The organism is Micromonospora sp. CA-263727 (assembly GCF_050942455.1).
In the GTDB taxonomy this organism is placed as follows: domain Bacteria; phylum Actinomycetota; class Actinomycetes; order Mycobacteriales; family Micromonosporaceae; genus Micromonospora.
The window spans coordinates 864,035-880,477 of sequence record NZ_CP192031.1 but is presented as its reverse complement, the minus strand read 5'-3'; the positions used below and the strand labels follow the sequence as shown (position 1 = coordinate 880,477).

General features: G+C 70.1%; 18 protein-coding genes. 2 read left to right on the top strand and 16 right to left on the bottom strand.

Features of this window, described 5'->3' with window-relative positions; genetic code table 11:
* Window positions 1-28: 28 nt before the first annotated feature.
* The 16 genes from ACQPYA_RS04205 to ACQPYA_RS04130 form a co-directional block, all read right to left on the bottom strand.
* Window positions 29-1,033 (bottom strand): hypothetical protein, encoded by a 1,005-nt coding sequence (locus ACQPYA_RS04205; RefSeq protein WP_433531321.1) that lies wholly within the window; start codon window positions 1,031-1,033, stop codon window positions 29-31.
* Window positions 1,030-1,803 carry a class I SAM-dependent methyltransferase gene (locus ACQPYA_RS04200; RefSeq protein WP_433531320.1) on the bottom strand — a complete coding sequence of 258 codons (774 nt, stop codon included), beginning with the start codon at window positions 1,801-1,803 and terminating at the stop codon, window positions 1,030-1,032. Before ACQPYA_RS04200 ends, ACQPYA_RS04205 begins: the two co-directional genes overlap by 4 nt.
* A 101-nt stretch (window positions 1,804-1,904) precedes the next feature.
* Entirely contained in the window at window positions 1,905-2,858 is a 954-nt protein-coding gene (locus tag ACQPYA_RS04195; protein ID WP_433531319.1) for a lysostaphin resistance A-like protein, read from the bottom strand.
* An 82-nt stretch (window positions 2,859-2,940) separates the two neighbouring features.
* Complete coding sequence (locus ACQPYA_RS04190; protein WP_433531318.1) at window positions 2,941-3,138, bottom strand: hypothetical protein; 198 nt, start codon at window positions 3,136-3,138, stop codon at window positions 2,941-2,943.
* A 169-nt stretch (window positions 3,139-3,307) separates the two neighbouring features.
* Entirely contained in the window at window positions 3,308-4,000 is a 693-nt protein-coding gene (locus tag ACQPYA_RS04185; RefSeq protein ID WP_433531317.1) for a GNAT family N-acetyltransferase, read from the bottom strand.
* Between the two features lie 64 nt (window positions 4,001-4,064).
* Window positions 4,065-4,694: a hypothetical protein gene (locus ACQPYA_RS04180; protein WP_433531316.1), complete on the bottom strand. Its 630-nt coding sequence runs from the start codon at window positions 4,692-4,694 to the stop codon at window positions 4,065-4,067.
* Window positions 4,691-5,164 (bottom strand): hypothetical protein, encoded by a 474-nt coding sequence (locus ACQPYA_RS04175; protein ID WP_433531315.1) that lies wholly within the window; start codon window positions 5,162-5,164, stop codon window positions 4,691-4,693. Before ACQPYA_RS04175 ends, ACQPYA_RS04180 begins: the two co-directional genes overlap by 4 nt.
* A gap of 137 nt (window positions 5,165-5,301) precedes the next feature.
* Complete coding sequence (locus ACQPYA_RS04170; RefSeq protein WP_433531314.1) at window positions 5,302-6,090, bottom strand: methyltransferase domain-containing protein; 789 nt, start codon at window positions 6,088-6,090, stop codon at window positions 5,302-5,304.
* An 88-nt stretch (window positions 6,091-6,178) separates the two neighbouring features.
* Window positions 6,179-6,910 carry an ABC transporter ATP-binding protein gene (locus tag ACQPYA_RS04165; RefSeq protein WP_433531313.1) on the bottom strand — a complete coding sequence of 244 codons (732 nt, stop codon included), beginning with the start codon at window positions 6,908-6,910 and terminating at the stop codon, window positions 6,179-6,181.
* On the bottom strand, window positions 6,894-7,691 hold the full coding sequence (locus ACQPYA_RS04160) for an ABC transporter ATP-binding protein (protein ID WP_433531312.1): 798 nt from the start codon (window positions 7,689-7,691) through the stop codon (window positions 6,894-6,896). The genes ACQPYA_RS04165 and ACQPYA_RS04160 overlap by 17 nt, the downstream gene beginning before the upstream one ends.
* Window positions 7,688-8,734 (bottom strand): branched-chain amino acid ABC transporter permease, encoded by a 1,047-nt coding sequence (locus ACQPYA_RS04155; RefSeq protein WP_433531311.1) that lies wholly within the window; start codon window positions 8,732-8,734, stop codon window positions 7,688-7,690. Before ACQPYA_RS04155 ends, ACQPYA_RS04160 begins: the two co-directional genes overlap by 4 nt.
* A complete protein-coding gene (locus ACQPYA_RS04150; protein ID WP_433531310.1) occupies window positions 8,731-9,549 on the bottom strand; it encodes a branched-chain amino acid ABC transporter permease in 819 nt (272 codons plus the stop codon). Before ACQPYA_RS04150 ends, ACQPYA_RS04155 begins: the two co-directional genes overlap by 4 nt.
* An 81-nt stretch (window positions 9,550-9,630) precedes the next feature.
* Entirely contained in the window at window positions 9,631-10,830 is a 1,200-nt protein-coding gene (locus ACQPYA_RS04145) for an ABC transporter substrate-binding protein (RefSeq protein WP_433531309.1), read from the bottom strand.
* A 44-nt stretch (window positions 10,831-10,874) separates the two neighbouring features.
* Entirely contained in the window at window positions 10,875-11,444 is a 570-nt protein-coding gene (locus ACQPYA_RS04140) for a GTP-binding protein (protein ID WP_433533374.1), read from the bottom strand.
* 14 nt (window positions 11,445-11,458) lie between these two features.
* The gene (locus ACQPYA_RS04135; protein ID WP_433531308.1) at window positions 11,459-11,866 is read right to left on the bottom strand and encodes a roadblock/LC7 domain-containing protein; all 408 of its coding nucleotides are present in this window, start codon (window positions 11,864-11,866) and stop codon (window positions 11,459-11,461) included.
* A complete protein-coding gene (locus ACQPYA_RS04130; RefSeq protein WP_433531307.1) occupies window positions 11,863-14,298 on the bottom strand; it encodes a sensor histidine kinase in 2,436 nt (811 codons plus the stop codon). Before ACQPYA_RS04130 ends, ACQPYA_RS04135 begins: the two co-directional genes overlap by 4 nt.
* Before the next feature lie 276 nt (window positions 14,299-14,574).
* On the opposite strand from ACQPYA_RS04130, the gene ACQPYA_RS04125 reads away from it, so the two are divergent.
* The gene (locus ACQPYA_RS04125) at window positions 14,575-15,459 is read left to right on the top strand and encodes a helix-turn-helix domain-containing protein (protein WP_433531306.1); all 885 of its coding nucleotides are present in this window, start codon (window positions 14,575-14,577) and stop codon (window positions 15,457-15,459) included.
* Window positions 15,459-15,656: a DUF397 domain-containing protein gene (locus ACQPYA_RS04120; protein ID WP_433531305.1), complete on the top strand. Its 198-nt coding sequence runs from the start codon at window positions 15,459-15,461 to the stop codon at window positions 15,654-15,656. Before ACQPYA_RS04125 ends, ACQPYA_RS04120 begins: the two co-directional genes overlap by 1 nt.
* Window positions 15,657-16,443: the final 787 nt, after the last annotated feature.

Here is a 16,443-nt window from a genome sequence, read left to right as displayed (position 1 = left end):
CACTGGCAAGGCGGTGATGCCGGCGGCATCAGCGTGAGGGCGAACGGACCCACGTGTTGGTGGTGTTTGGCGCCGCAGTCGCCGCAGGTGCGGAGAGACTGCGAGGAATCGGCGATAAGCCACCGACCGGCGTCGGGTCCGATCCTGCCGGCGGGACGATGTCGTGGTCGGTGCGGACGTGTCCCCGCCCGACGATCAGCACGAAACCGAACAGTCCTGGCCGGAAACCGTCGACCCACTCGCCTGCGGAGAGCAACTCGCCGGTGACCGGATCGATGATCAGCTTGACCGTGGACCGGTCCGCGACCACCTGAAAAGACATCCCGGCACGTCCGGCGAGGTCGGTGGTCGTTGCCTGATAGGTGATGCCGGGCACCGCCGCCAAGACCCGTAGAAGAGCCGCGCGCTGCGACCGGTCGAGGTGGTGGTATATGGCGATGTTGATGACGCTGTTGGCGAGCACCCTCGGGTAGGTGGGCTCGGTGGCCGGGATGGGCGGCACCAGACGAGCGATCAGGCTGTCCACGTCGGCGGGCCACCCCTGCTCGGGAATGTAGGAGTGCAGTTCTCCTGGCAGCCAGTGGGTGGTCTCCGGTTTGGCGTCGGCGAACAGGCTGCGTTCCTGGCGGGTGGGTTGGTGGTCGACACCCCGCAGCGTCGGCGCGGTACGGGTGATGTCCACACCGGAGTTGTCTCCGGTGTGTCGCCACCGCTTACGGTCGGTGCGGGAAATCACGTCGGTGACACGGTGCCAGTTCTGGGTGTGCACGTATTCGTAGGGCAGATCGGTGCTGCTGTCCTGCGGCGTGCTGGCCACGGTGTCGGCGAGCAGCGTCAGCCGCTGCCGCGCGGTGAGCCCGGCATCGGTGGCGGTCCTGGCCGGTGGGCTTGCCAGCGGCGTCGCAGTGACCGGAGCGCCGGTTGCGGGCGGTCGGGGGTCGGCAGGCTGCGCGTCGGGCTGGCACGCGACGAGCATGACGACAGCACCGCCGGCCAGCATCATGCGCAGGGGTCGTGAGGGGTTCAGGATCATGCTGGCCGTCCGGCGTGGATGAAAAGGTTGCGGTAGGACGCCACGAGCACCCGGGGGTCGGCCATCAACGCCTGGAACCGGCCGAGGTCACTATCGCTGAGCCCGGTCAGCGTGGCGCGCAGGTGCGCCACGATGTCGGCGAGCAGGCGGCAGCCGGGGTCACCTCCGGTCCACGTCTCCCTGACGGTGTGCGAGCAGTGCCAGGCTGCTCCGCTGTCCAGCAGGAGGTTTTCCACGTCGCTGGTCCAGGAGCCTTCCGGGCCCGCGATGGCGCAGCGCACCTGATGCATCACGGTGCCGATCAGCTGGGCGTCTCCGGCGCCGGGCGCCCGGTAGACGCGGGGCGGGGTGGGCGTGATGGAGACCAGGGCGAGCGTGCCGCCCGGCCGTAGCCGAGCGATCATCTGCCGCACCAGGTCGACCGGGTCCCGGAGCGGACGGTGCCAGCGGGCCACGATGTGATCGACACTCTGCGTCCCACCGGGCAGCGGCTCCCGGTCCACATCGCAGCGCTGCACCCGGACCACGCCGGCCGCGGCGAGATGGTGGACGTCGGCGTCGACGACGGTGACCGACCCGCCGTCACCGACGAACTCGGCGAGGCGGTCGGTGGTTCCACCAGCGCCGGCGCCGATCTGCAGCACCGCCTGACCGGGGACGATGCCGGTGAGGCGGCCGTCGGGCCCCGCCTCGCGAGGATCGGCGCGGAGCCGGTCCAGGTGGGTCCGGACAGTCGGGTCGAGCAACTGATGCACGGGCGTGGACGTCATGAGTCTCTCCAAAGGGTGTACTTCGTGTGCGACTGGTGCGCCGGAGCGGGCTCGGCTCGTCGTCGGGCGGCACGCCGCTGGCCGAGCCCGCTCCCGCGCGCTCAGTTCGTGGAGGCCGGCGACGGGCTGGTCGTCTGATCGAGGTCGCCGGGGGTGGGTCGGGGTGGGGTGATGCCGCAGAGGCGGGCTGCCAGGCTGGTGGCGACGGCGTAGGTGCCGACGGTGGCCGCTATCGCGACCGCCAGTGGCCACGGCGCCGCGGTGGCGTTGGCATTCGGATCCGTGGCGCCCGCGGCGACGGCCACGACCGCGACGAGCCCGTTCTGGACGAAATGGAACGCCAGAGCGGCTTCCAGGCCGCCGGTACGGACGGTGAGCCAGCCGAGCGCGACACCGAAGGCCAACACACCGAGTTGCCCCCACCAGCCGCCACCGAAACCGTGCAGCGCGGTGAAGATGACGGCCTGGACGCCGATCGCCGGCCAGGGCGAGCGGAACAGCCGACCGACCGCCTGGAGGATCACGCCACGGCAGACGGTCTCCTCGGCGGCGACCTGCACGGCCGTGAGCGCCATCATGAACTGCAGGACCGTCAGCGCCGGGCCGATACCGATCCACGTCGACGTCTGCGGCTCCGACCCGCCCCCGCTCGCGCCCGCGCTGGCCTTGACGAACGCGGCCGTGAGGAGACCGAGGCAGAGGGCGACACCGATGCAGGTGCCGGCGATGAGCAGACACAGGGCCAGCCACCGCCACCGCAACCGGCCCACCACGCTGCTGAGCGTGCCCACGCCACGCCGCTCACCCACCCGAACGATCAGCAGGGTCACTGGCAGGATGCAGCCGATCGCGGCGAGCGACAGCACCAATTCGGTAAAGGGACCCAGCACCGGCAGCCCCTCCGAAGGCAGCCGCAGGGCGATCAGCGTGACCGGGATCGGGGCCACCACAGTGCCGAGCAGCACCGCCAACAACGTCACCAGCACCCGACGGCGGGACAGGTGCTGCGTGATCCGGTGATAGGAAACACCGGCAAACGACACGGACGAAGACATGAGTACAGGAATCTCCACAAGCTGGGGGGCGGATACGGCCGATCAGGACCGCAGCGACGAGAAGGACATGGCGAGTGGGCGTTCACGGACGAACATGGCCCGGAGGAACGTCGGTGGTATCGGGTGTCGACGCCGCGACGGTCACGACGAGATGACGTATGAGGCAGCGCACGCACGGCACCACCCGCTCCAGGCGGGTGTCCGAGACCCGGCGCCCGACATCGGGCGGGGCTGGCAGGGTGACGGGGTGGCCGGCGAGGTGCAGCAACAGGATGGTCATGCCGATGACCGGCAGGTTGGCGAGCAATAGACAGTGCAGCCTTTCGGATTACGCTGGGCGGGCGGTGGACTGATGTCGGTGGTGGCCGGGGCGACGGGCACTGCCATCTGCTGCGCGGTGGTGGGGCCGGCGCAGGTGAGCAGATCCCGCCCGTCGGGCAGGGCGACGCTCACGAGGAGCCGCCCTTGCCGCCATCGTCGTGGGGAGGGGCGCCCGGGCGGCGGGGCTTTCGCGCCCGGGTGGATGGTGTGGGTGGTGGGTGCGCGTGGAATCCGGGCGGCGTGATCGGCGTGCTGGGGCGCCACATCGGCCAGATCAGTGGTCCGTCGGCGAGGGTGAAGGGCTCGCCGGCCTGGTAGCCGTGGTCGAGGTAGAAGGTCCGTTTGTCGGTGGTGGTGGCTTCGGTGTAGGCGGGCATGCCGATGCTGTCGAGGTGCGTGTGGTGGTGTCTGATCAGGGTGCTGTCGTGGCCTCGGTGCTGATGCCCGGGGTGCACGGCGAGGTGGGCCAGGTAGTGGTGTGGAAGGTCGGGATGGTGTTTTTCGCACAGCGCGGTCGTCAGGGAGAAGACGGAGGCGTATTCGGCGGTGGCGCGTGTGAGGGCGCCTTGGTGTTGGCGGGTGGGCGCGGAGGCGGGTCGCGGGTGCCAGATCGCCACGGCGGTGCGGTCGGCGACGGTGTCGACATGCCCGTGGGCCAGGCCGTGGCGCAGCACGACCGCGGCATAGTCACGCACGATCACGCCGCGCCGCTCGGCGTGGGGGATCAGCCACGCGGCGACCGGCCCGGCGAGGTAGGAGGCGCTCAACACGTCGGTCAGTGCGGTGTGGTCGTCGGGTGTGGCCCGCCAGGCAGTCGGCATGGGGTTCTCTCAGGTGTGAACGGGCAGCCGTTGGGGTCGAGGTTGACGTGGTGCGGGGGGCGTTTCAGGGGGCCGGTCCGATGCTGTGGCGGGTGTGGCCGCGTCGGAGTTCCGCGCGGGTGGGGGTGGGGAGACCGGCCAGGCGGGCGAGAGCGATGAGCGCGGCCTGGGTGGTGCGGTCCGGCGGCAGTCTCCAGATGGCGTAGGCGGCCAGGCCGGTCGCGTCGGTGGTGTGCTGCGCCCAGGTCAGGCAGGCGGCGATGGTCAGGGGGTGGTAGAGGCCGCTGGTCTGGATCAGGTGCCGTATCAGGTGGGGGGCGGTGTCACCGATGCGGTGTGTGGCGCCGAGGAGGTCCCAGGCCGTGTACAGGTCGAGGGTGTCCCAGTGCGGGCCGGTGCGGGCGGCGGTGCGGGCGGCGGCGACGGACCGGTAGTGGAGGGCGGCGAGGGCGTTGCTGGCCGGCGCCAGTCTCCGCCCGACGGCCAGGGCCTCGCGGCGGGTGCGCAGGTCGCGCCAGCCGTGCTGGTGGTGCGCGGCGTCGAGGCGGTCGAGCGCGACGGTAGTGGCGTGGGCCCAGGCGGGGTCGGTGGGCGCGGCGATGACGGTGGCGGCGGCGCGGACAGCGGACGCGACCGGGTCCGGGATTCGGGTGGGGCGGCGGGCGGCCCACCCGGTGACCGCGCGGTCGATCACGGGGTGCATGACGGTGCCTGGGGCGCTGGGGTGGGGGGTGCGGGGCGGGGGTGGTGGCGGCACACGCGGGTGTGGGTGGCGTCGACGGGTTGACGGGCCATGGCGGCGAGGTGGCCGGGTAGGTCGTCGCCGGGTGGGAGGTACCGGACCGCGGCGGTGAGCGCGGCGCCGTGGCAGCGGCGGGCCAGGTCGTGCCAGCCGCAGGTGGCGTAGAGGTGTCCGAGGTGGGCGAGGATGATCAGGCTGTCCCGGCTGCCGTGACCGTGGTCGCGGGTGGTGTCGGTGTGAGCGGCGGCCAACAGACGCACCGCGCGGTCGCAGGCGCCCGCGGTGTGCGCGACGTATGCCTGGGACACGGTTGCCCGGTTGTCACGCTGCCGGCAGCGCGGCGTCGCTCGCGCCGGCCGGCCGGGCATGTCGGCCGGGGCGGGACCCGTGGCGCTCGCCGTGGAGGTCGCGGTCCCAGTCATGGGCCATCCTCTGGTTGTCGGGACGTGGGGTGGTGGCCGGCGACAGCGGCGGACGGGGAAGCGCCTGCTGCCGCCGGCCACCGGTAGCCGCCACCCGGGTGGAGGGCAACACGTGCCTGCGCCCGGGTGCCGGAGGTTTACGAGTGGGGCTTTTGGGCGATGGTGGAGGTGAATTGGTAGCCGCGGACAGCCACGGTCGGGTCGGTCATCAACTCCCCGAACCGGTGCAGGTCGGTGTCGGCGAGATCGGCGTCCAGGAGCCGGTCGTGGAGTTGGCGGGCGTTGTCGGCCATCAGCAGGCAGCCGGGGCCGCCGCCGGTCCACGCCTCGGCGCGAGTGTGGCTGGACACGTGGGTCATCCGCAGGCCGAGCAGGTGGCCGTGGGTGTGGTTGCCCCAGTCCAGGTCGGTGCCCCCGGAGCCAAGCGTGTCGAGGATGGCGTGGATGACCCGGCGGATCAGTTCATGGTCCTCGGCTGAGGGAGCGCGGTGGACCAGCGCCGGGCTGTAGACGATCTCGCCGAGCAGCAGCCACCCGCCGGGACGCAGCAGCCCGGTCATCGGCGCCAGCAGGTCGACGCGGTTGGCGAGGTGCTCCAGCACGCAGCGGCTGTGGACGAGGTCCAGGCTGCCGGGTGTGATCGGCAGGTCGAGCCCGTCGCGCAGGTCCCGCTGGTAGACGTCGATGATGTTGGTGGGGTTGAGGAGCCGGGTGTCGAGGTCGACGGCGCAGACCGTGCCGCCCGGTCCGACCGTGTCGGCGAAGATCCGGGTCATCGAGCCCGCGCCGGCGCCGAGGTCCAAGACCCGCCAGCCGGACCGCACGCCGATCCTGGCGAGGTCGGGGCGGGTGAGGGGGTCGAGGACCTGCTCCAGGGGGCCGAGCTGAGCCGGAGCGTTGCGGAACTGGTAGGCCGTCGTGGTCACCGGGAACTCCTTGGTTGTTGAGTGTGAGATAGAAGGCGGCGGGCAGACGGAATTCGCCCGGTGCTCGTCGCGGGGTCGACTGGGGTGCTCATAAGTCGGGTTCCGCAGGGTCGTCGCCGGGGTGGGTGAGGGTGAGGTGACGGCGCAGCGCGGCGCTGGCGGCGGCGCCGGTGGGCGCGGCGCCGAGCAGGTGCCCGGCGGCGAGGACGTGAATGGTGTCGGCGACCTGCGCCGCGGCGGTGACGTGCGGTAGCGCGACGAGGACGGTCACGCCTCTGGCGGGCAGTTCCCGCAGCACGGTGGTGATCTGGTCGGCGACGATCGGGGCGAGTCCCTCGGTGGGTTCGTCGGCCAGTAGCAGCTGTGGTGCGGTGCGCAGGGCGCGGGCGATGGTGAGCATCTGCTGCTCACCGCCGGAGAGCTGGTGCGCGCGGTGGCCCAGCCGCCCGGTCAGGGTGGGGAACATGTCCAGGAGGTCGTCGATGGGCCATTGGTCGGGACGGCCACCGCCAGGTTGGGTGGCGGCGAAGTGTTCGGCCACGGTCAGCGACGGCCACAGCCGGCGGCCCTGCGGGGCGAGCGCGACTCCGGCTCGCACGGCGGTTTCCGGCCGCCAGCCGGTGACGTCGTGTCCGTGGAGGTGCAGGGTGCCGGTGGTGGGTGTCAGGTGTCCGGCGATGGTGTGCAGCAGGGTGGTTTTCCCGGCGCCGTTGGGGCCGATGAGCGCGTGTACCCCGGGGCCGGGCAGGGTCAGGGTCACCGCGTGCAGCACGGGTCCACCGGTGGGGTAGGCGACGGTGAGGTCACGCGTGGTCAGCATCGCCACCGCCTCCTTCGCCGAGGTAGAGGGCGGCCACGTTCGGGTCGGCCCGGACCGTGTCGGTGGGCCCGTCGAGGTAGCGGCGGCCCTGGTGCAGCACGGTGATCCAGTCGGCGACGGCCGTGACGACGTCCATGTGGTGCTCGACCAGCACCACGGCCATCCACGACGGCAACTGGCGGAGGATGTTGAGCAGGCGGCTGGTGTCGGTGTCGGTGAGCCCGGCCGCGGGTTCGTCGAGCAGCAGGATCCGCGGCTGGTCGGCGAGGGCGACGGCCAGGTCGAGCATCCGGTGGTGCCCGTGCGACAGCGTCCCGGCGGGCTGGTCGGCGTGATCGGCCAAGCCGACCAGGTCCAGTAGTTGTATCGGCGTGTGGTCGGGGTGGTGGCGGTGGTGCCAGCCGCCGGCGCGCACGCAGTCGAGGCAGGACAGGCCGGGCCAGACGGTGGGGTGTTGGAAGGTGCGGCCGATGCCGGTACGCGCCCGGCACGCCGGAGCACGTCTGGTGATGTCGCGCCCGAGGTGGACGATGTGCCCGGATCGGGGGCGGATGGTGCCGGCGAGCACGCCGAGGAGGGTGGACTTGCCGGCGCCGTTGGGTCCGATGACCGCGTGCCGGTCCCCCGGGGAGATGGCGAACTGGTCGAGGTCCAGCACGGTGAGCGGGCCGTAGGCGTGGCGCAGGCCGGTAGCGACCAGCCCGGTGCCATCGGCGTGGTCGGGGTGGCGGCGGCTAGGCACAGTGGGCACCTGGTCGGCGACGCGGCGGATGATCCTCACGACACGCTCCTGACACTGGTGGCGGCGACCAGGGTCTCTGGCTGGTCCGGGCGGGTAGGCGGTGGTTGCCGGCGGCGAAGCCGGGCCGGTAGCGCGGCGAGGCCACCGGGCAGCCCATACACGGCGGCCACGAACAGCACGCCGATCAGCAGCGGGCCGTGGCCGGGCCACGCGACGGCGACCATGTCCCGGACGGTGAGCACGAGCACCGCGCCGATCGCCGCGGCGGGCAGGCTACGGGCGCCGCCGATGACGACGGCGAGCAGCATCAGCGCGGCCGTGCCGAAGCCCACATCCTGTGGGGTGATCCACCGGTGGGTGTGGATCAGCAGCGCCCCGGCGACACCCGCCAGCACGCCCGCGCCGGTGTGCACCGCCCACAGGTAGGCGGTCACCGGGTGGCCGCAGGCGCGGGCCCGGTGCTCGTTGTCCCGGGCCGCGGTCAGCAGCAACCGCCGGTCGGCGGCCAGCGACCACACCGCGGCGCCGATCACCGGCACCGCGACCGCGGCGGCATAGACCAGCACGGTCCGCTCGCCGAGCAGCGGCGCCAGCCCCGGTACGAGGCGGGGCGCGGGGATACCGGCCAGGCCGTCGGTGCCACCGGACACGGCCCGCCACTGCGCGGCGGTGATCGCCGTCAGCTCCGCGACCGCCACGCTGAGCATCAGGAACACCGTGCCGCGGTGGCGGACCAGCACCGCACCGAGCAGCCCCGCGACGACCGCGCCCAGCACCGCCGCGGCCAGCAGATGCACCACGGCCAGGTCGATACCGGCCACCGCGAGGCGGGCGGTGAGATACGCGCCAGCGGCGTACGGGGCAACCTGCCCCAACGTCGGCAGACCAGCATGCCCGGTCACCACCGCCACGCTGACCGCCAACAAGGCCAGGGGCAGCATCCGGGCGGCCGTGGCGTGTAGGTACGGATCCGGCGACATCGCCACCGCCGTGACCGCGAGGACGGCCATGGCCGGCATCGCCGCGCGCCCCAGGCGCGGCCGGAAACGATCGAGGACGGCGGGCAGGGGCAACGCGCTCACGACGCCGCCTGACCAGGCACGATGGCGCGGCGGGCCAGCAGCACCACGGCCATCGCCGCCATCAACAGATACGGCGCCGCCGCCGGCACGGTGACCACCCCGACGGTCTGCACCATGCCCACACCGACCGCCGCGGCCACCGCGCCGGGCACCGAGCCGAGACCACCACAGACCACAATGATCAACGACAACATCAGGGTGGCGTGGGCGGTGCTCGGGCCGACACCGAGGATCGGCGTGATCAACGCCCCGGCCAGACCAGCGAGGGCCCCGGAGGCGACCAGGACGGCGACGTCCACGGTGCGGGGATCGACGCCGATCCCAGCGACCATCGCCCGGTCATCCACCGTGGCCCGCACCAGCCGTCCCGCGCGGGCCCGGTGCAACACCACATAGCCGACCACGGCGACCAGGACCGCGACCGTCAGCACGGCGAGCCGGTCGACCGGATACCGGTACCCCGCCACCACGACCGTGCCCTCCAACACCGCCGGCAGATCGGGACGCAGCGCGTCCGGCCCGAACACGGTGGTCAGTAGATTCCCGCCGATCAGCGCGATCCCGAAGGTCAACAGCGCCTGGTCCAGATGGCCCCGGCCCCGCAGGGCGCCGGTCGCCGCCGCGAGAACTCCGCCGCCGCCCGCCCCCACCACCATCGCCAGCATGAGGGCGGCGGCGAGGCTGCCCCACGTGCCCGCGGTGGTGGTGGCGGCGACGTACCCGCCGGCCGCGATCAGGGTGCCGTGCGCAAGGTTCAACACCCCGCCGACGCCGAACGCGACGGTCAACCCGGCCGCGGCGACCGCCAGGATCATCCCGTAAACGACCCCATCGGCCGCAATGACGACAAGCACGCGCACGACACCCCTTTCCTCAATACCGGCTGGCCGTGGTGGTCAGGACGCGGGCAACGTGGCCAGGTCCTGCAGCAGGACGTTGGTCAGCACCGGCCCGTCCGGGCGGACCTCCCGCAAGTACCAGCGCTGCACCGGCCGGTGCTGCTCTGGGTGGAACTGCCAGTCCCCGCGCGGGCTCTCGATCCGCCCCACCTGCCCGATCGCCGCATTGAGCTTCTCGCTGGTGACCTCACCGTCCACACCGGCCAGTGCCCGGTCCAGGACCGCAGCGGCGTCGTAGGACGCCATCGCGAACGTCGTCGGCTGCCCCGGAAACCCTGCCGCCGACCAGGCCGCCACGAACTCCTGATTCGCCGGATTCGGCAGGGTCGGGCTGTAGTTCAGGACATTCTTGATTCCGGTCGCCGCCGTGCCCTGCTTGTCGAGCACGGCGCCCTCGGTCAGGAACCCGGCCGCGTACAGCGGCACGAACTTCAGGCCCGACTCCTGGTAGTTCTTGACGAACGTGACGGCCTGCTCGCCGGCATAGAACGTGTACACCGCCGACGGGTTGGTCGCCGCCGCGTCATTCAGGTAGGACAGAAAACTCTGCGTCTGGGGATACGGCGTGAACATGGTCTCGCCGTTCGGGTTCGCGAGCCGACCGCCGAGCTTGCTGAACGTCTCCGTGAACCCACGCAACTCGTCGTAGCCGCCCTGGTAATCCGGGCCGATCGCGTACACCGTCCCGTCACCCACCTGCGACTTGATGTACGCAGCCGCCGCAATCCCCGGCTCGTCAGAGTTGTAGGAGGTGTGCCAGGTATAGGACAGATCCCTTGACGCAGGCCAACCCGGACGGGCATTCGCCCCGATCAGAGGAACCTTTCGCTCGTGGGTAAGGTTCTGCACCTTGTCCACCGTGGCGCCGCCGACCAGCCCAGTCAGCGCCACCACCCGATCACGCTCCAGCAGCTTCTGCGCGGCGGGAACAGCGGTGTCGGGGCCCTCACCCTCATCAGCGACGACCACCTCCACCTCACGGCCACCGAGCCGGCCGTCATGGGTGTCCACGTACAGCTGGAAGCCACGGCGCATGTCCTCGCCGACAGTGGTGTAGACGCCCGACAACGACACCAGCAACCCGATCCGCACCCGATCGGTGTCATCACTGCTGCTCGTGCACGCGGCCCCGGTGGCCAGCAGAACGGCGACGGTGACGGCGGCGAGTCCGCCCCGTATCCGTGTACGCAAACGCATGGTGCTCCTTCATCTTCGAGGGGTGAACAGAACAGGCCAGGCCGTCAGGAGACGCTGGCCGGAATCGGCGTGCTGGCGATGACGTGCTCCACCAGAGCGATCAGCAACCGGCGAACGCTGTGCTCGTCGCGGGCGTCGACCTCGACCACCGGCACCTCACCGGGAAGGCTCAGGGCCTCCCGCAGGTCATCCGTCGTGTAGGTACCCGAGTCGGGGAACCGGTTGACCGCCACCACGAACGGCAGCCGACGGTTCTCGATGTAGTCCAGGTGCCGGAACGAATACTCCAACCGGCGGGTATCGACCAACACCACCGCACCGACCGCGCCCTGCACGATCGCGTCCCACATGAACCAGAACCGCTGCTGCCCCGGCGTGCCGAACACATACACCGTGACGCCGTTGACATCGAGGCGGCCGAAGTCCATCGCCACCGTCGTGGTCACCTTGCCCGGCCGGTGCGAGATGTCATCGCCACCAGCCGACATCCGGGCCTCGGTGGTCAACGGCACGATCTCCGACACCGCCGCGACCAGCGTGGTCTTACCCACCCCCAACGGCCCCGTCAACACGATCTTCAACCCTGGTGGCCCGCCTGTCGGCGCTCGGGCCACGGTGAGCGGTCCGGTCACTGTCGGCCTGCCGCAGTCGCGTACGACGCGGACGCAAACGACGGATCGAGCTTGTCACGGACCTTCTCGGCGAAGCGGCCGAGTTCCTCCGTGACGAACGCCAGGTCCGCCGTCGGGTGCGCCAGCACCAGCAGCGATGCGCCCTTGTTCATCTCGGTCAGGACCAGGTAGCCATGTTCGGTATCGGTGATGTTGCCCCGGATGCGTCCGGCTCCCATTTGGCCGGCGGCGCCCTTGAGTAGGCTGCTCAGCCCGGACGCAACTGCGGCGAGGCGCTCGGCGGCTTCCCGGTTCAGGCCCTCGGTTCCGGCCAGAAGCAGCCCGTCAGCGGACACCGCGACGCCGTGGCTGACCCCGGGCACCTCGCTCAGGTTGTTCTTCATCAGGTAACTCAAGTCGTTCATCGTTGACCTTCTCTCAGCTGATGGGGGCGGCGGCCGAGGCCGCGCTGATAGGCCGCCGCGGTCCTGGACAGGCCCGCCGCGTCCACCACCGCGTTGGGTGCCGTCTCGGCCGGGGCGGGCAAGACCGAAGGCGGGATCGTCGTCTGCGGCCGGCGCCTCGGTAGCCCGTTCTCGGTCGTCGCGTCGCCCGGCGGCGATGCGGCAGTCGTGGCGGGCATCTGGACAGTGCCGCCCGGCTCGAACCACCCGGAGGCGTCGTAGTCGCGGACCGCCTGATGGAAGATCGGCGGCGGCTCCTGCCGCTGCGGCGCCGGCCGTGGCCTCGGAATCTGCGGCAACACCTGCGTGGGCGCCTCGGCCGCCCGCACCGGCGGCCACGCCCCGCCCGCCACCGGGCCAGCGGCAGGGCCCACAGGCAGTGACAAGGGAGAGGCGGGCGTGCCACCCGGGGCGCGTCGCCCGGCAATCGGGCCAGCCCCCACCGGCTTCTTCTGCTCAGGAACCCTGATGGTCAGTCGGTCGGCGGGAATCTCGACCTCGGCCACCGTGCCATGCGGTGACGCCGGCAGCAGCCGCACCCGCAACCCGTGCACAGCGGCCAACAACGCCACCGTCGCCACGCCCTGCCGGCGGATGTGCTCCACACCGATCCTCGGCGACGCCGCCAACTCCTGATTGAGCTTGTCCAGCAACTCCGGATCGATGCCCTGCCCGGAGTCGGTGACCTGCACAAAAACCCGATTGCTCAACAAATGGCCAGTGATCAACACCGTGCCGGGCGTGAAGCGGGTCGCGTTGTCCAGCAGCGACGCCAACAGGTGCACCAGATCATCGATCAGCGCCGTCGGCACCGACACCCGGCCGTCGACTGCCCCGATCTCGACCCGCCGGTACTGCTGAATCCGGCTCTGCGCCGCCTGCACCACCGTCACCAGCTCAGCCGGCGTCTCGTGCACCGCACCGAGCGTGCGACCCGACAACACCAGCAAGCTCTGCGTACCGTGCTGCAACTGCGCCGCCAAGTTGTCCAACCGGAACAACATCTCCAGCGTCGCGGAGTCCTTCTCACCCCGCTCCGCCGCGTCCAACTCGGCCAGCAGCCGCTGCGTGATCCCCTGACACCGGCGACCCACCGCCTCCAGCACACCCACCACCACCTGCCGCTGCCGCGCCAAGTCACTGGAGGTCCGGTAGACGGTCAACCCCAGACTGTCGAACGCGGCGATCACCTCATCGACCTCGTCACGCACCACCGCCGGCGCCAACCCCCTCGGAGGCGCGGGAACTGAACCCGGATCAGCCGGATCCGCCGTCTCCACCCGGCGCACCAGGGCAGGCAACTCATCCGTCGCCATCCGGGTGACCGCATCACGGACATCACGCAACCGCTGCGCCAACCTGCGCCCCTGCCGCCACGCGAACACCGCCGCCGCCACCAGCAGCACCACCGCCGCCACGGTCAGCCCACCCGTGATCCACCACTGCTGGCTCCGCTGCCGGCCGACCTCCGCCACGATGGCGCCGTCAACACGGGACTGCACCTCATGCAGCCGATCCCGACGCTCACCACTGGCCGCCAACCACCGCCCGGTACTCACCCGCAGCCGCTCACCCACCAGCGTCCGCGCGATCTCGTCGTCGAACCGCTGCGCCGCCAGCACCTGCTCACCGGTCAACGCCTGATCCAGCCACCCCCGCCACACCGCCGGCGACCGCTGCGACACCACCAACAACGCCTCATCAAACCCGGCCCGCGTCGCGCCCAGGTCCCGCTGCACCGCCTGCGACACCAACCGGCCATTCCCCGCCACCACGGCGACCTGCTGAATACCGGCATACTCCGACGCCTGCGACAACGCCGCCGCCACCCGCAACTGATCAGCCAACGCACCATCCGCGCCGCCGACCTGCCCCACGGCCTCCCGCACCGCCAACCCCCGGCCGATCACCGACCGATACCGCACCACCACCGCCGTCAACGACGACTGACGCGCCTTCACCTGCTCCCGCAACGCCGGCAACAACCGCAACTGCTCATCAAGCGGACCCACCAGTAGCGCCACCCCGGGCTGGGACGCACTCAAATCGCCCCGACGCTGCCGGTAGATCTCAATCGCAGCATCAGACGCCGCGCCCTGCTCCAAGAGCTCGTTCAGCCCGCTCCCCGCATCGGACACCACCGACACCGCGACCTGACGCTCACGATCAAGCTGATACAGCACCTCACCGACAGCGGACGACACCGCCACCAGCGACTCCAAACGATCAGCACGCAACGCCTGATTCGCCGTCGACGCCACACCCCAAGTTGCGAAGATGAAGGTCGCTAACAGCGGAATGGCCAGCAGCAACGCCAGCCTTTTGGCAACACGCACAACGAACCCTTCAATCGCGCGATCAACGACCGATACCAGCGGGAGACGAATCCACAACGGCGCGCACGGCCAGACAAATGGTCGACAGATCTACCTGGCAGCCCGCAGGCCGGCTGGCGCAAGTCCACAATCACGCATCACCGCGGCTTTGGGAATGCCGAATTACCGCCCATCTTGCGGTCCAGCTACGTTCCAACCCGGCCCCGACCTGCGTGAACGTCCTCCCGTAGCCACAGAGGCAAGCTGAGCCAGCGTCAGCATGCGCTACAGTCGGCCACGCATCTGGCGGACACAGCGCGCCGACCAGGACGCGCAAGCAATAAGGAGGAAAAGGTGAGCGGCCCAAGCCCGTACGTCCGCCGCCGTTGGCTCGGGAAAGAGATCCGGTGCCTCCGCGACGAACACGGCTACAGCAGTGAACAACTAGCCCGTGCCGTGGGATTCCCCCGCCAGCAGTTGAGCGCCCTCGAAAATGGACGACGCGGCCCAGACATCGACCTAATCGAGTGCATTTGTGAATACCTGCAGCTGAGTATCAAGCGCCGCGAGGCCCTCATGGCTGGCGCGGCAGATGGCTGGGCGACCGGCTGGTGGATGACGGACGAGGCACGCATCGGCCACCGCCAAGCGCGCTACGCCGACCTGGAAAGCGGCACCCAAGCGATTAGTGAATATGCTCTCGCATTGATACCGGGTCTACTGCAAACTGCAGAGTACGCCGACGCGAGGATGCGCAGCGATCCTGCCCGGCAACCCGACAACTTCGATCCCGTCGCCGCCGTCGCCGCCCGCACCCGTCGCCAGAAGCTGCTCCTGAATGACGCCGGAGCGGCGTACGATTTAGTCCTCGACGAGTCGGCAGTTCGATACCGAGCGGCTGAGCCTTCTATCATCGCGGACCAGTTGCGCCACATCGCCGACCTCTGCGCCGCCCACCCAAAGCGAATAAGTGTGCGGATCCTGCCAAGCCATCCCAATATCACCAGCTACAGCGCGCCGCGTTCGGCTTACTCCATCTACCGCTATGCTGACCAGCAGGCGACACGGGCTGTTGCGGTCGAGACACTGACGATGGATCTTGTTCTCACCGAGCCAGATGAGGTCGACGCTTACCGTCAGCTCCATAGTCGCCTCAGAGTCGCGTCGCTTGAACCAGCCGAAAGCTTGCGGATACTAACTGCCGCAGCAGACCAACTCAATCCGAGTAAAGGAGCGTGATGAGTCACATCAGCTACGACGACTGGCGGACTTCCAGCCGCAGTGATGGCGGCGGCAACTGCGTCGAAGTCAGTACGGTCGCTAGCCACGCAGCCGTCCGTGACTCTAAGGATCGCGAGGGCGGGATCCTTGAATTCAACCGAAGTGCGTGGCGACGGTTCATCGGCGAAATCCGCAGGGGTGGCATCGGCATGTAGCTCGTAGCGGCTGGGGCGCTGGGCCCCGCCTCGACCCAGCCTACGCCTGACCGTCGCCGAACATACGCAGCCTGCCTCCGGTGCAGAGATTCAGTGCAATCCGCAGTTGCACAACGCCCTTCGCTGCCCGACAATTGGGCCACGATCTTCTCGGTTCAGCGTCTACTTCAGCAACGGAGATCTGCGGCGGAGTCACTAGGGGGTGGGTCTCGGTGCCACGTCAAGCCGCAGCAGCGGGAGCCAACGGCGAGGAGCAGAAGAAGCAGAAGGAGCAGAACGGCACGCTGGTAGGGCTGCGTAGTCGTCTTCCCTCGCCTCGCTTCCCGGACGTGTGCATGACCCGGTCCGAGGTGGCCGAAGGCGTCAACGCGAAGCTACACGAGCTGTACCCCGACCGTGAGGACCTGAAGTACCACACCGTCGACTTCCGGTGGGTGGGCAAACTAGAACGCGGAGACACCCACTGGTCCAGCAACCTACGCCGAGCCGCACTACGCGCCTTCTTCGACGTCGCCACCGACAAAGACCTCGGACTCTACCCCCAACGCCACAGCGACACCCCCAACCTAGCCGACGACAGCCCTGCCCCGGCACCAGCAACACCAATCCAACAACAGCCGAACGAACCCAGGTCACCCGGCACCGCTGGCCTCGCTGTAGTCCGCGCGTCCCTCGACACGTTCGACATCCCACCAGAGGGCCCCACCCGCCCCGCAGACCTAGCCCTTCACGCTCCATACCTTCGCGCTGACCGGTCTGCACGAGTGCATCGGGGGCCAAGCAGCCC

What these genes read in the sequence shown, in the direction of transcription:
- ACQPYA_RS04200 (WP_433531320.1), bottom strand. Translation starts at nt 1,803, where the DNA reads ATGACGTCCACGCCCGTGCATCAGTTGCTCGACCCGACTGTCCGGACC.
- ACQPYA_RS04185 (WP_433531317.1), bottom strand. Translation starts at nt 4,000, where the DNA reads ATGCCGACTGCCTGGCGGGCCACACCCGACGACCACACCGCACTGACC.
- ACQPYA_RS04190 (WP_433531318.1), bottom strand. Translation starts at nt 3,138, where the DNA reads ATGACCATCCTGTTGCTGCACCTCGCCGGCCACCCCGTCACCCTGCCA.
- ACQPYA_RS04165 (WP_433531313.1), bottom strand. Translation starts at nt 6,910, where the DNA reads ATGCTGACCACGCGTGACCTCACCGTCGCCTACCCCACCGGTGGACCC.
- ACQPYA_RS04195 (WP_433531319.1), bottom strand. Translation starts at nt 2,858, where the DNA reads ATGTCTTCGTCCGTGTCGTTTGCCGGTGTTTCCTATCACCGGATCACG.
- ACQPYA_RS04135 (WP_433531308.1), bottom strand. Translation starts at nt 11,866, where the DNA reads ATGAACGACTTGAGTTACCTGATGAAGAACAACCTGAGCGAGGTGCCC.
- ACQPYA_RS04145 (WP_433531309.1), bottom strand. Translation starts at nt 10,830, where the DNA reads ATGCGTTTGCGTACACGGATACGGGGCGGACTCGCCGCCGTCACCGTC.
- ACQPYA_RS04120 (WP_433531305.1), top strand. Translation starts at nt 15,459, where the DNA reads ATGAGTCACATCAGCTACGACGACTGGCGGACTTCCAGCCGCAGTGAT.
- ACQPYA_RS04205 (WP_433531321.1), bottom strand. Translation starts at nt 1,033, where the DNA reads ATGATCCTGAACCCCTCACGACCCCTGCGCATGATGCTGGCCGGCGGT.
- ACQPYA_RS04150 (WP_433531310.1), bottom strand. Translation starts at nt 9,549, where the DNA reads ATGATCCTGGCGGTCGCCGCGGCCGGGTTGACCGTCGCGTTCGGCGTC.
- ACQPYA_RS04175 (WP_433531315.1), bottom strand. Translation starts at nt 5,164, where the DNA reads ATGACTGGGACCGCGACCTCCACGGCGAGCGCCACGGGTCCCGCCCCG.